Source organism: Bartonella sp. DB5-6 (assembly GCF_000278115.1).
GTDB classification, from domain to species: domain Bacteria; phylum Pseudomonadota; class Alphaproteobacteria; order Rhizobiales; family Rhizobiaceae; genus Bartonella; species Bartonella refiksaydamii.
Map to the genome: position 1 here is coordinate 1 of NZ_JH725114.1, position 14,497 is coordinate 14,497.

At 42.8% G+C, this 14,497-nt stretch carries 8 protein-coding genes and 2 pseudogenes; 1 reads left to right on the plus strand and 9 read right to left on the minus strand.

What is annotated here, in order from left to right; translation table 11 throughout:
• The 6 genes and pseudogenes from MCO_RS00005 to MCO_RS00020 all read right to left on the minus strand — a co-directional run.
• Positions 1–5,675: pseudogene (locus MCO_RS00005) on the minus strand (hemagglutinin repeat-containing protein); the annotation flags it as partial.
• Positions 5,676–5,698: 23 nt separating this feature from the next.
• A pseudogene (locus tag MCO_RS10735) lies at positions 5,699–5,860 on the minus strand (hypothetical protein); the annotation flags it as partial.
• A gap of 7 nt (positions 5,861–5,867) precedes the next feature.
• On the minus strand, positions 5,868–6,260 hold the full coding sequence (locus MCO_RS11450) for a thiamine pyrophosphate-dependent enzyme (RefSeq protein ID WP_007551801.1): 393 nt from the start codon (positions 6,258–6,260) through the stop codon (positions 5,868–5,870).
• Positions 6,257–6,580 (minus strand): hypothetical protein, encoded by a 324-nt coding sequence (locus MCO_RS11455; protein WP_007551802.1) that lies wholly within the window; start codon positions 6,578–6,580, stop codon positions 6,257–6,259. The genes MCO_RS11450 and MCO_RS11455 overlap by 4 nt, the downstream gene beginning before the upstream one ends.
• A gap of 319 nt (positions 6,581–6,899) precedes the next feature.
• Positions 6,900–7,457 (minus strand): 16S rRNA (guanine(966)-N(2))-methyltransferase RsmD, encoded by a 558-nt coding sequence (gene rsmD / locus MCO_RS00015; protein ID WP_007551803.1) that lies wholly within the window; start codon positions 7,455–7,457, stop codon positions 6,900–6,902.
• Entirely contained in the window at positions 7,438–8,844 is a 1,407-nt protein-coding gene (locus tag MCO_RS00020) for a pseudouridine synthase (RefSeq protein ID WP_007551804.1), read from the minus strand. The genes rsmD and MCO_RS00020 overlap by 20 nt, the downstream gene beginning before the upstream one ends.
• A 265-nt stretch (positions 8,845–9,109) precedes the next feature.
• Here MCO_RS00020 and MCO_RS00025 point away from each other — a divergent pair, with 265 nt between their 5' ends.
• Positions 9,110–9,556 (plus strand): nucleoside deaminase, encoded by a 447-nt coding sequence (locus tag MCO_RS00025; RefSeq protein WP_007551805.1) that lies wholly within the window; start codon positions 9,110–9,112, stop codon positions 9,554–9,556.
• A gap of 142 nt (positions 9,557–9,698) precedes the next feature.
• Here the strand turns inward: MCO_RS00025 and MCO_RS00030 are convergent, their stop codons facing one another.
• The 3 genes from MCO_RS00030 to MCO_RS00040 all read right to left on the minus strand — a co-directional run.
• Entirely contained in the window at positions 9,699–10,223 is a 525-nt protein-coding gene (locus MCO_RS00030; protein ID WP_007551806.1) for a hypothetical protein, read from the minus strand.
• A gap of 203 nt (positions 10,224–10,426) precedes the next feature.
• On the minus strand, positions 10,427–13,342 hold the full coding sequence (ileS, locus tag MCO_RS00035) for an isoleucine--tRNA ligase (protein WP_040298553.1): 2,916 nt from the start codon (positions 13,340–13,342) through the stop codon (positions 10,427–10,429).
• 251 nt (positions 13,343–13,593) lie between these two features.
• On the minus strand, positions 13,594–14,497 hold a 904-nt coding region (locus MCO_RS00040; protein ID WP_007551808.1), incomplete at its 5' end, for an outer membrane protein.

A 14,497-nucleotide genomic window follows, 5' to 3' on the forward strand; every position in this document is an offset into this window, starting at 1 on the left:
GTATTGCTATTTTCCCATTGATCGCCCGTATCTTTAGCACTCGCAATCCCAACTCCCACGGAAGCACCACTTTTGCTTTTTTCAAACTGAAACCCAAAACCTGTGCGTTCTTCTTGGCTGTTTGACTTATGGCTATTATGACCCGGTAAAACATTGATATCATGCGCTGCCGAAACATGAATATTTTCTTGCGCTGTAAAATCAGAGCCTACAACCTTTACATCTTTTTTGGTGGCAGTGATGTTGATATTTTTTCCATTCAGAGAAGAGCCTTGATGTTCAAAACTCTCTTCATTTTCTGTTTTGCCCTCACTCCCGTATATCGACACAAAGCCCTTGCCTGAACCCACACCAAAACCCGTTTCATGCGTCTGTGAATGGCTCTTATGATGGTCTGTCATGCCATCAATCGTCACATTTTCTCCCGTCACATGAATATCTTCATTTGCAAACATATGAGAAGCTGTGATTGTGGTCTGTTTGTCTGATTGCGTGATAATGTTGCCCGTTGCACCAAGGATAGAGGAGACCGTTGTGCTATGCGATTGAGAACTATCGGAAGATTCCTCATGTAAAAAGCTGCTTTCAGACGATTGTTGTTGCTGGTCGTAATGTTCTTGAGCGCCTTTTATGACAATGTTTCCACCAGAATGAATGGTAATATCCGCTCGTTTCTGATCTCCCAGAGCTTTCTCTCCTGACGTTTCCTCTGCCTTACCGGCTACGAGCGTCGAGGCTACAACTTCCGTGTTGTTGCCAGAATCAATGGCAACGCCTTTGCCCCCTGTTATGCTCGAGCCCACAACTTGAGTAGCATCAATCTTGTTATGCTCGGATTTGCTGCTACTAAATGTTCCCCCCTCTTTATGATACGACATCTCGTAGTGTAAGTTATCCTCTGCATTGTTGATGAGAATATCGTTGCTGGCTTTCAGCCCTACCTTGCCCTCAGCAGCAATGGAACTGCCCGTGATGCTAAGATCATGCGCCTTCCCATCCTGCCCCGCTACGACAGTGCTATCACCCCCAGACTTTATCGAAGAGCCAACTGCATGAGAGGCTTGCATATCCACTTTCGTATTGTTGCCCTGAAGATGATACTCCATTTCATTCCTTCTCACCCCTATCGCTATCTCTCCTTTCGCGCCAAGAGCAACATTGCCCTAAGCGTCTATAGCAGAAGCAGCAATATGGATATCTTGACCAGAGAGAACAGTCGTGTCTTTTCCAGAACCTAAATGAGAGCCATTGTGTAAGGTAACATGGGAGGTTTGCCCATCCTGCGTATGATTGTCCATGCTGTTGCGGGTGGCATCAATCGAAACATTGCCTTCAGCTTTTAAGAGAAGATTATCCTTTGTTTGAACATCAGAGCCTAGAACATTGAGATCCTTTCCAGAGACAAGTGCCGTCGAGCCACCAGAGTGTACTTCCGATTTATGGTGCATGGTGGCATCACTATGCTCGCTGTGGTGATGCGTTTGTGCTGCGCCTATCGTCAAATTGCCCTGCTCTGTGGCCATGGCAAGATCACCCCCTGTGGTGATCTTTACCCCTGAGGCTGTGAGATCTTGTTTGGCTATAACAGTTGCATTGCCACCAGTAGAAAGCGCATCGGTGTTTAAAACGGTTTCCACACCTTCAACATTTGTGCGCCCTGCATCCAAGCGGATGTTGTTCTCCGCAACCATAACAGCATCACCACCAGCAGCAAAATGCCCTCCTTGACCGAGAATATCCCCACCATGCACATGCAATTGCTGTGAAGCATTTATCCGCCCTGAATTGGTTATCGTGGAATTGCTGGTATTTTGGCTGGTGATATTGACATCATCCCCCATGATCAAAGCACCAGCAGAAACAAAGGAAGCTCTCTCCTTTTCTGGAATGTAAAGCACAGGCACATAAACATCCATGCCCTTTACGCTTTGGCGTACATAAATCACCATCGGGGCTTCTAGAGAAGCCAATTGTTCTTCTGTTAAAGCCTCTCCAAAGGGGAGATTGTGTGTTTTTGCATATTCTGCCCCACCATCCAGCAAGTTTTTGACTTGTTCAATGGCATCACTTCCAGGAATAAAGGAACCCTTGCCCAAACCTTGACCAACAAGATCACGCATTTGTTTTTCAATCAGTTGCTTTTCGAAATAAGCATCCCCTAGGAAAAAAATCTCTCTGTCAGGATTGTAACCTATTCTGTTTAAATAATAGGCTGAGCCATAAAATTTGCCAACATCGAGGAATTCTGCCCGCGTTTCATAAATGAAATTCTGGTTGGGCAAACTGCCACCAACACCACCCGATTGAGGCTTTGGCAAAGGAAGCCCCTCAGAAAGTTCTCCTGCATTATTGAGATCCACTTTTGGTGTAAAGAGAGCACCAACCCCAGTCAAACCACTCAGTGCATCCAGCGGATTGCCCCCAACGGCTTTTGCTTCAAAATGCGCATCTCCTGTAATCGAACCTTCTGCTGCCTTGTTGTTGAGTTGATCAACCACCAGATTCAAAGTGCCACCCGCTTGAACAAGACCAGGAACTGCATCAAGAGCTTCTGAACCAATCTGGCGAAACGTGCCATTGGCTATATCTAAGGAAACATCGCGGCTTCCATCAGCTTTATAGCCATAACAATTATCCGTGTTTGCGTTACAGCCCATATAGGTGTTTTTATAAATTGTTGCCCCTAAATTGGTCAGCACATCAGCGTGGATATCCGCATTCCCTCCCGCTTTTATAAGACTATAATGGTTGTCAATGTTATCAGCGTTAATAATGAGATTGCCACGAGATTGTATCATCCCCTGAACAGTAGGCTTATACAAAAACGCCTGCGTGACGGTCTCTTCGATCATGTGTGACCAGTTACTATTCCCAAACCATCCTCCCCACCTATCACCATTCCACACAAACTCTTCTATGTCTCCTTTTCGAGCATTATGTTTCCAAGTGAATGACTTATAGACTGTTCCATCTTTCAAAGTTGCCGTGCCATAGGTTCCTTCTTTGTTATTCCAAAGTTGTTGCTCAAATATAAAGTGTTTTGGACCTTCCACCCCATGCTTTCTCTTAGAAAGCTTTCCTTTTCCCCAACGATCCCAGCCCATATCATGATATAAAGGCCTACCATCGAGAAAATTATATTTGTCTGGTTGTTCGAATGCGATGACTTCTTCTTCAGTTTTTTCCGTGATGACAGGTGTGCTATCGGCTTCGTTTTTCAGACTGTTGGTTTGGATATTTAAGTTTCCGCCTGCTTGAATAAAGCCTGCTTTGTTGACAAGGGAAAGGCTTTTCCCTGTACCAGCCACATTGGTGAAAGATAAATCACCCTCTGCTAAAATGGCGCCAAAATCATTCAACAAAGCTCCATCAACTTGTAAAGCACCATTGCCCTTCACATAAATTAAACCTGTTTTGCTGTTCCTCGCATCACCCCTCACGCTAAAGACTAAATCATGACCTGCTGCCAATTGTCCGCTATTTTCAAGCTTCCCTGTTTTGATGACAAAATCTCGTGCCGCTAAAACCGATGTGACCTCATCCACCATAACGCCTGGAGCAACAAAGAGAATATCTCCAGTCCCGCCTTCATCGGTAATGGCTTGTAGCCGTGCATGGTGAATATCAAGAACATTGGTGCTTTGAAAATCTAAACCACCATAAATCAGCGTGCTGCCCGAGACATAAATATGATCCGCAGTTAAATACAGCGTTTGCGGTGTGTAAATATGAGAACGATCATTGCTCAAATCGAGAGTGTTGGCTGTCAATCTCACATCCCCCTTAGCAGACAGCACATTCTCAACACTGATCCCTCCTGATACCGAGGTCAATGTGGCTGTGCCATAGCCAATGACCTGATCATAATAAATGTCGTTGCCAGCAAGAATATCAATATTGCCACCACTGATAATATGTCCAACCTTTACACCCCTTTGTGCCGTGAGAGAAAGGGAACCTTTGTCATGAAAAACAAAATCACCTGTAGGGTTCGAAGGGCTCACCTGAGAGTGAACAAAATCTAAACCTGTCATGAGGGTGCCTGCATCAAGGCTCCCCACCTTTAAAACGGCATCATCACCCGTCATCATGGCAGAAAATTCTACCGCCCCACCATAAATGTCTGCTCTGCCATAGGCTAAAACTTGCCCAAAATGAATGCCAGCATGAGGTTCAACATGAACGGCAACATTGTGATGCGATAGGATCGTTTGAGAAACAGAAAGCCCATGATATGCAACAAGTGTGACATTTCCTGCTCCATAAATATTTGTGGCATTAATGATCCCGCCCGCACTTTGGAGATCGACATCTCCTTGGCTGCCCAAAACAAGGCTACCCGCAGCTTGTGTTGCTGCCATATCAACCCCACCAGCTAAAAAATGGGCTTGTATATCACCACCGGCATGCGCCCTTAAATTGCCCCCAGCTAAAACAGTCTCATCAATCGTAAGAGCTCCATCTGTTTTAAGTGTCACATCAGCGCCAGCGCCAAGCCCTGAAACGTGGAGAGCATGGCGCGAAGAAAGCTCCATTTTGCCCCCCGAGGTGGCTTTTCCGGAAATCGATAAAAGTCCATCCTGTGCATCTACGCTCAAATGACCATCCGCGCCAACCGTCTCTAACGTAACATCTTTTTTTGCTGCAATCTCAACATGTTTTTTCGATGTGATGTGCTTTGCATAAAGGGTATCGCTTTTGGATTGAAGAACAACACCATCATGACCAAAAACATTCTTCAACGAGATTTTCCCGTCAGCAGAAAGGCGCAACTGCCCCGTATTTGCCGCCATATCATGGCGCATGCGAACCCCAACGCCTTTTTCTGTCGCTACAAGTTTTATTCTATCTGCTTGTAGAGCACCTAACGCAGAACCATCTATCGCATATTCCGGTTTGCCAGTAATATCGGTCAGTTCCTTCATTTGACGCGAAGCGTAATCAAAGTGACCCGTGCCTGCTGTCACTCCAATCTCCCTGCCCGCAACAGCTCCTTCAAAATGCACTGTGCGGGAAACAATATCGACAATATCAACAGAACCTTGGCCTGAGAAAAAATTCGCACCTTGGGGTCCAAAGGTGATATCCCCACCTCTCACCTCAAAACCTTTCAGAAAACCACGCCCATCAATTTCTGGTACACCCGTGGTTAAGGTCGCATGTGGCGTATTGATAAAGCCACAACCATCACAGCCAATGCCGTTGGGATTGGCTATAATCACATCGGCTTGGCGACCAAAAACCTCCGCTGGACCATGAAGAGCACTACGGTTGCCACTGGTCACTTCATTTAAAATCACTTTTGCTGAACCAGAAGAGCGCAAATGCGGATTACCCGGCATAATGCCCCCCAACTGCGATTGCCCTACTTCTTGCGCATGATTGTTTAAAATGACGCCTGGATTTCCAATATTGAAATCGTAATATTTATTGTGCGATAAGCCTTTACCATTTGGTGTAACAATATCAATCGAGGGAACTCCATTGGGTGCTGCCACAATATCCGGACGATGAGCAGAACCTGCGTTAGGGTCAACAGCAATTTGCGCCTGTAGCGTTGCTGGTTGTAGAAGAAAAGGTAAACCAATCCCACCTAGCAAAACCTTTTTGAGCATCGTACTGGAGACTAAAACTTCAAACCATCTTGCTCTTTTTGCTCTCTTCTCATATCTCATGCTTGTACTCCCCAATAATATGCTTAAAGATCCATTGTTAATGTCATAAAAAATGTTCCTGGCTTCTTGTGTTTAACTGTGCTCCACAAAACACTGGAATAGCTTGCATCAAGGGAGACTATACCCCCCGCAAGCTTGAACCCTGCTGTCCAACCGGCAAGCTGTTCATGCGTAATTCCATACAAGTATTCATCAATATTGCTGTTGGTTTATCCTATGAGATGGAAGAGTGCCTAAGGATTTTTTCAGTTGTGTTATATCGTGACCATCAATTTCTACAACATGCCACCCAAAACTTGTGAATTTATCTGCTAAAGGCTCTGTTTTTATTAAGATATCAGTCGTATCAGTAATTTGGAGACGGTTTCTATAAACAACTGCGATAAAATTACTGAGTTTATAATGCGCTGAAAATAGTACAGCCTCCCAGACGGATCCCTCTGTCATTTCACCATCGCCAAGAAGTACAAAAACACGGTAGGATTGAGAATTAAGCTGTCCAGAAAGAGCTATTCCTGCACCAAGAGATAAGCCATGACCAAGAAAACCTGTGCTTTGCTCGATGCTAGGGACTTTTTTGGTCACATAGCCAATAAATTTAAACCAAATTTTAAATACGTATCGAGAAGTTTAGGATCAAAATATCCCATCTCTGATAATACAATATACAATGCCTCAACCGCATGTCCTTTACTTTGAACATAACGATCGCAATTAGTATTATGGATAAGTGTTGGATTTATTTGAAGAATATATTTGTATAAGATATAAATGAAATCAATACAGGAAAGGCTCCTAGCTATGTGACCAGATTTCGCTTTTCTAATGAGATCAAATATTTTAAGACGTAAACGGAGAGAATAAATCGCATCGTAAATATCTGCTTTATTAGTTGCATAAGCCATACTCTCCCCCCCCCTCAGAAAATTTATAAAATAATTCCCTCAAATCGTAATTTTATGCGCTACTTACTAGAAGATTATTTAAACCATTCCATATATCTTTAGATGCATTGTGCACAGAAAAAAGCACACATAACCAGCAAGTAATTATACATTGGTTATGAAAATAGTAGCATAAAAGCTTTCCATATCTTTCATTGGTTAAAAAAACAACCCTCTCTTCTGAAGCAATCACCCCATAAGAAAAGTGCAATGTAAAAAATGTACAGAATAATCTTTCTTCTCTTATTGGATAAAAACGAAAATTTTCACAAGTTTAAAACTATGATCGCAGTTTATAAAGACGTATTACTGTCTCACCATAAAAACGCTCATCATCTAGATAAAATATATCAGGTAAATGAATCATTGCATCCTTCTTTTCTTCAAGCACAAAGAGTGTATCAGCTTTTGCCCACCCTCCTCTCAGAGCCGCTACAAAAGCACGCTCACCTAGACAATAACCATAAGGAGGGTCTGCACAAATAATATCAAATGGAAGCATTGTCCCAATATTGCCCAGTTTTGTTGCATCACGACGCAAGATCCGCCCAATTGCCTGCAATTCAAAAGCTTCAATATTTTTTTGAAGCAGTCCACGCCCCTCAACTGAATTTTCAACAAAAACAGCCGCTTTTGCACCACGCGATAAAGCCTCTATGCCTAAAGCACCAGTACCGGCAAAAAGATCAAGAATACGTTTGTTGGTCCAAAATTGTTCTTCTCGGCTCGCAAGAATATTGAAAAGGCTTTCGCGCGTACGATCACTGGTTGGACGAATCGACTGCCCCACAGGTGCAAACAAAACACGTCCAGCAAATTTACCGCCGACAATCCGCACGTGGTCCTCTAAATCGCTTCGTTGTTTTTGCATCACCGCTATACGCTTTAGATTTTTTCATAGCAGTACCATCAAATGATTTAGCTTTTCGCTTGCTCTCAAAAGAACGCTCATCGTAATTGCCTTTCACAACCTTTTTTTCTTTCCTTAAAAGATGCTCTTTCTTGCCAACAACACGCGCTTCATCAAAAGATTTTTTACCACGTTTTTGATCAAAACGAATGTCCTTCTCTTTTCGCAACTGAACTTCTGGTAACTTTTCCTTACCTCTATGAAAAGATCCCTTGCCGACTAAATTGCTTTTATGATCATGGGAGGACTTCTCACTATAGAAAGACTTCTTACGTGCACTCTGTGGACGTGCACCAGGAGCCATCCAAACATTAGAACGACGCGAACGAGGCAAAAAACGCTGCTTTTCTTTTCCTTCATCGCCTTCACCCTTACGCATAAATTTCTCATCAGATTTTGTGCCCAATCGTGATTGACCGTGCTTAAAAGAGCTGTTGCTCCTGCGCTGTACATCTTTTCTACCCGAAAAAACCCAGCTATCATTGGTAGTAGCAAGATCTTTATCATTTGTTTTTTCTACAACAACCGCAGAATTTGAAAATGGCTTAAGAATAGGAGCATCAAAATTTGCATTGGCTTGCATAATTAAACGCTCACCCAATTGCTCACGTAACATCCGACCTTTTATCTCGCGAACGGCTCCTTCTTCCAAATCAGAGAGCTGAAATGGACCATAAGATACACGAATTAAACGATTAACTGATAAGCCTAAAGCACCCAGAACCTTCTTTATTTCACGATTTTTTCCTTCACGCAAAGCTACAGAAAGCCACACATTTGACCCTTGTTCACGTTCAATTGATGCTTCAATTGAACCATAGAAAATACCATCAATTGCGATGCCATTTTTAAGACTATCAAGTGCACTCTGTTTAACTCTTCCATGAGCACGAACCCGATATTTTCGCACCCATCCTGTTAACGGAAGTTCTAAGACACGGGCTAAACCACCGTCATTGGTTAACAGCAAAAGCCCTTCCGTGTTAATATCAAGCCTGCCCACAGAAAGAACACGAGGCATTCCTTTCGGCAAATTGCTAAATACTGTTGGCCTACCTTCAGGATCACGGTTAGTAGTGACAAGTCCCGCGGGCTTGTGATAAAGCCATAACCGCGTTCGTTCTATAGGAGATAAAGGCTTGCCATCAACTTTAATAACATCAAAGCGGGTAACATTAAAAGCAGGCGTCGTTACAACTTCACCATTAACAACAATACGGCCTGCAAAAATCATCATTTCTGCATCACGACGCGAAGCAATACCAGCACGTGCTAACCTTTTGGCAATCCGCTCACTCTCATTGTTTTCATTCATTTGCTCTTCACACCAGCCTCTTCTTATACGTTTAGCAAATCGTCACCCTGCATCATACCACTTATCTTGAAAAGAGGGAGTAACATAATCATTTATCATTTTCTATCCTTATAGCAGCAATAATGTATCAGTTTACTTGCAAGTTGATTTTAAACATTTAAAAAATAATGTCCCTTCGTTATAAAAAGGTCATAACTCATCCGTTTTACAGTACTCCTCCTGATGGAGAACTTTTCACCCCCTACACTTCAGTAGAAAGAACACTATGACTTTGACTCCCATGGAAATAGCCCTTTTAGAAGCGCAATGGGCAAAAAAAAAAGATGAAATCCCCGTAGGGGCAGTTATCACACACGGAAAAACAATCGTTGCACGCGCTGGTAACTATACAAAAGCTGGATATGATCCTACAGGACATGCAGAAATACGCGTAATCCGTATGGCCTGCGAAACATTCCAAAGTGAAAGACTTCCTAATTGTGATCTATATGTAACCCTTGAACCTTGTGCTATGTGTGCGGCAGCCATTTCCTTTGCACGCATACGGCGTCTCTACTATGCAACCCGCGATCCCAAAGGAGGTGCTATTGAACACGGTCCACGTTTTTACCAGCAGCAAACCTGCCATCACAAACCTGAGATCTATTCTGGTTTTAAGGAAAAAGAAGCTGCTCAACTGCTTAAAGATTTTTTTGCACAAAAGCGGTATTAAAAAAATAGCTCTTCTTACCTACAACATCTATCTTTGAACAGCTTTAGAACTCTTAAAGAAGGCTCACAGCCCTTCTTTTCTACCAAAATTCATTCTCAGAGCACTTTTTCTCTCATTCTCTTTTAATACTTCACCCTTACTCTTACTTAGCAACAGGTGCAGTTTTTGCTGGTTGGCGATAACTCAAAGGTGGCTCCGTGAGATAGCGACGATATTTCGCGCTTCCAACTTGCGCTCTCTGACGACGTAAATATTCTTGTCGTTGCTTCGTATTCAACCGTGAAATACTTTCTGAACCAGCGGTACTAGCGTGCTCATTAACTGATGATACTTTTTGGGGAAAAACGGAAGCTTTGCTACCACTAGAATGTTGCTTTAGTGTTGCTGTTTTACCACGTGAGCTACTCTGTGCTATATCTTGCTGCGGTAATGGTAATGCTGTGAGCGAGCTTGACTTTGGTATCACAAGCTTTGGATGGTTTTCCATAACAAGCTTGCTATTATTGTTTGTCGATGCTAGCGAAGCAAGGTTGGCAACATCTTCAAAAAACTGTAACGAAACCGCCTTATCTGTACCATAAGTAGGAGCGGATAAACCGCACCCTGTTAAAACAAAGCACATGCCCAAAATGCTTATTGGCAATATTTCTACTTTATGTTTTTTCACTGCTTATCCCATTTTCCTAAGTATATGGCAAATTGATCTTCCCGCGACTTATTGGAGATCTTGTCCACACACAAACTACCCCCCACGGAAAAACAAAGGACTTTATTATTACCATAAAAGGCTATACTCATCAATGATAGAATTCAAATCATAACAACGCTCTTTACAACCCTGCATTTCCTCCCCTCCCCTTGATCTAAACTTTAAATCCTGCCGAGCATCTGCAATTCCCGCAAAGCAGCCGCGTCGCGAGCAGATACATCAGGATAAGCTGGATCGCTACCAACATCTTGTGTATAACGCCATGACCTCGCACATTTTTTCCCTAACGCCTTTCTTGGATAAACACCAACGCCTTCAACATCACTCAGAGTAAAAGCATCCTTAGGTGGTCTATCCTGCTTAATTGTTAGAGCACTGGTGATACAAATTTCCGCCATATCTAGATTTTCTAACGCCTCCAGCAAAGTTAGATTAGAAATAAAAACAATAGGTGCAGCTTCTAAAGATGATCCAATACGCTTGTCCGCTCGTTCAAGTTCTAAAGCACCCGTCACAACTTTGCGGACCTGACGAACTTTTTTCCAACGTTCAGCCAAAGATTCGTTCTGCCATTCTTCTCGCATAGGACGAAACTGTTCCAAATGCACCGATTGACTTTTGGGGTAACGCTCCAACCAAGCTTCTTCCATCGTAAAAGGCAACATTGGAGCAAGCCATGTCACCATACGCTCAAAAACCTCTCGGACAACCTGCAAAGAAGCTTTACGCTTTTTTGATGAAGGTGCATCACAATAAAGAGAATCTTTGCGGATATCAAAATAAAATGCCGATAACTCAATAATCGAAAAATCCAACAATGCACGCATAATCTTTTTAAAATCAAACTCATTATAGGCGCGATTAATCAAATGATCGAGTTCAAAAAGTCGATGCAATATAAATTTTTCAAGATCTGGCAATGCACAATAAGAGATTTCTTCTCCTTCATCATGCGCTAAAGTTCCAAGCATCCAACGAATTGCATTACGTAATTTACGATATGAATCTACATTTGTTTGAAGAATTGTTTTGCCTAAACGCTGATCTTCCCAATAATCCGTTGTCATCACCCAAAGACGAAAAATATCGGCGCCAGATGTTTTAATAATTTCTTGTGGAACAACCGTGTTTCCCAAAGATTTAGACATTTTCTTGCCATTTTCATCCAAAGTAAAACCGTGCGTGATCACTGCCTTATAAGGAGAACAAGCACGCGTACCACAACTTTCCAAAAGAGAAGACTGGAACCATCCACGATGTTGATCAGAGCCTTCAAAATAAATATCGGCAGGCCATTTCAAATCAGCTCGATCTTCTAATACAAAACTATGGCTCGTTCCAGAATCAAACCAAACATCAAGAATATCACGAACCTGATTCCAAGACTCATGCGCACGCTCACCTAAAAAACGTTCACGTGCTCCTTCAGTAAACCAAGCATCCGCCCCTTCTTCTTCAAAAGCTTGCAAAATACGCTCATTCACTCGCTCATCTTTTAGAATGACACCATCCTCATTGGCAAAAATACAAATTGGAACACCCCAAGCGCGCTGACGAGAAAGAACCCAATCAGGACGATCTGCTACCATGGAAGCCAAACGGTTTTGACCAGAAGAAGGAACAAAATGCGTCATCGAAATAGCTTCTAAAGCACGACTGCGTAAAGTTGAACCATCTCCAAGATCTTTATCCATTGAAATAAACCATTGCGGCGTATTACGGAAAATAACTGGCTTTTTTGAACGCCAACTGTGAGGATAAGAATGTTTTAAACGGCCGCGTGCAAACAATCGATCCGCTTTAATTAAAGCATTAATCACTTCTTTATTAGCATCACCCATTTTTCCATTATCATCAATAACACGTACGGGACCCTCTTTACGGTCCGGTCCAAAACCAGGGACATCCTTCGTATAAAAACCAGCATCATCAACAGGAAATGGTATAGACGAATCAATACCAGCCTGCTCCAATAGAGGCTTATAAGCATTCCAAATTTCAAAATCCTCACGCCCATGGCTAGGTGCCGTATGGACAAAACCAGTACCAGCACTCTCTGTTACGTGCGAACCATCAAGCAGCGCAATCTTATAATTATAACCTCCAGCCAAACCTTTGAGTGGATGAGAAAGAAAAAGCGTTTTAAGCTCATCATTAGAAACAACACGTACACGCTTTAAAACAAGTTTTGCTTTTTCTGCACAGCTCATGGCTAATGCATCAGCAAAGAGAAGTTTTTCTCCAGCTTGAGGACCAAAATCATTTTCCGCGTTTTCAACCTCATAAACACCATAAGAAATCTGCGAAGAATAACTAACCGCACGGTTACCAGGAATCGTCCACGGGGTCGTGGTCCAAATCACAACATAAGCACCATACAAATCATTAGAATCTGTTTCAAAAACAGGAAACTTAACCCATATGACCTCTGATTCATGATCATGATATTCAATCTCCGCCTCTGCCAAAGCCGTACGCTCCACAACAGACCACATCACAGGCTTTGAACCACGATAAATCTGATCTGACATAGCAAATTTCATCAATTCACCAGCAATGCGCGCTTCTGCATGAAAAGCCATTGTGGTATAGGGCGTATTAAAATCTCCAATAACGCCAAGACGTTTAAATTCTTCACTTTGAACAGTTATCCAATGTTGTGCAAATTCACGGCATTCTTGACGAAATTCGTTAAGGGGTACATCATCCTTATTTTTCCCTTGCGCACGGTATTTTTCTTCAATCTTCCATTCAATTGGAAGCCCATGGCAGTCCCAGCCAGGTACATAATTTGCGTTAAAACCACGCATTTGGAATGAACGAACAATCACATCCTTTAAAACTTTGTTTAAAGCATGCCCAATATGGATATGTCCATTTGCATAAGGTGGTCCATCATGAAGAATATAAAACGGGCGATCTTTTGCTTGTTGACGCAATTGCGTATAAAGCTCCATATCTTCCCACCGTACCATCAATTCAAGCTCTTTTTGCGGCAACCCCGCACGCATAGGAAAATTTGTTTGTGGTAAATAAAGAGTTTTCGAATAATCTATTGTTTCATTTTTCACAGCCATTGTGAAATATTCCTGTCCACTTTTACGATTCCATTTTTGCATAACTTCCCTGAACCCTGCAACTCTGGTTTTTTTTGATCTATAGGGAAAGCCGAGCTTATCATTCGTATTAAGCAGCGATCAAGAAGATATATCATCACATCTTATAGGCTCTATCATGAAACTATCAAGAAAGGAAACCCAAAAATGATCTTCTTAAAAAATAAAGGCTCCACTATAAGCGGAGCCTCTTAGCAACTTACTCTTAAAAACTAGAATTTATAAGCTACACCAACACGGAAATCATTGGTTTTATATCTAATTTCAAGTCTTTCATTTGCAAATTTCTTTTTACCAAAATCGGAGTAACGATATTCCGCACGCACAATAACATTATCCAGCATCGCAAAATCAACTCCACCACCAATAGTATACCCAATCATCGTTTTTGTTTCATCGGTTAAGTCTTTAGAAGAAACGACTTTTCCATCCCCTTTCTTGAATGATATGGATATAGTGTCTTGGAGCTGTGTATAAGCAACACCGCCAGCAATATAAGGCATAAAGCGATCAGCAGCGAAACCGATACGCACCCGTGTGGCACCAGCCCAATTTTGCTTTAAGGTATGGCTCAAAGTTTCAACTTCACTGCCTTGTTCAAGACCAAGTGCAGCGTTACCAAGTGCAGCGATCTCGTTCTTCACTTGCTCTATACCATACACATTGGTAGCGTTCTCATCCGCTGCTTGCGCACTTTGTGCACCATGTCCAGCCATCTTTTGTTCTCCATGGGGCTTGGAAGAGTGTGGATTAGAACTATGCGAACTAGCACCATGTGGATTAGCAGCACTACCATGGGGATTACCACTACCATGGGGATTACCACTACCATGGGGATTACCACTACCATGGGGATTTTTACCAGCACCGTGTCCAGCTCCATGATGTGCACTACTCTGACCGTGAGCTCCCCCACCTGCCCCATTAGTAGAGGATGCTTGTGCTGCTGGTATTACTAAAGATCGCGCTAGTTTTAATTCCTCTCTTTGTGCCGTCTGGGCTGCTGCTGGCTGCGCTGGCACCTCTGATCTCGCTGGAGATGTTTGCAATGCCTGTGATGACGATGCTCGTACTGGTGCTGCTGGCTTCGCTGGCGCCTCTGATCTCGCTGGAGAT

What these genes read in the sequence shown, in the direction of transcription:
- MCO_RS11455 (WP_007551802.1), bottom strand. Translation starts at nt 6,580, where the DNA reads ATGGCTTATGCAACTAATAAAGCAGATATTTACGATGCGATTTATTCT.
- ileS (WP_040298553.1), bottom strand. Translation starts at nt 13,342, where the DNA reads ATGGCTGTGAAAAATGAAACAATAGATTATTCGAAAACTCTTTATTTA.
- MCO_RS00020 (WP_007551804.1), bottom strand. Translation starts at nt 8,844, where the DNA reads ATGAATGAAAACAATGAGAGTGAGCGGATTGCCAAAAGGTTAGCACGT.
- MCO_RS00025 (WP_007551805.1), top strand. Translation starts at nt 9,110, where the DNA reads ATGACTTTGACTCCCATGGAAATAGCCCTTTTAGAAGCGCAATGGGCA.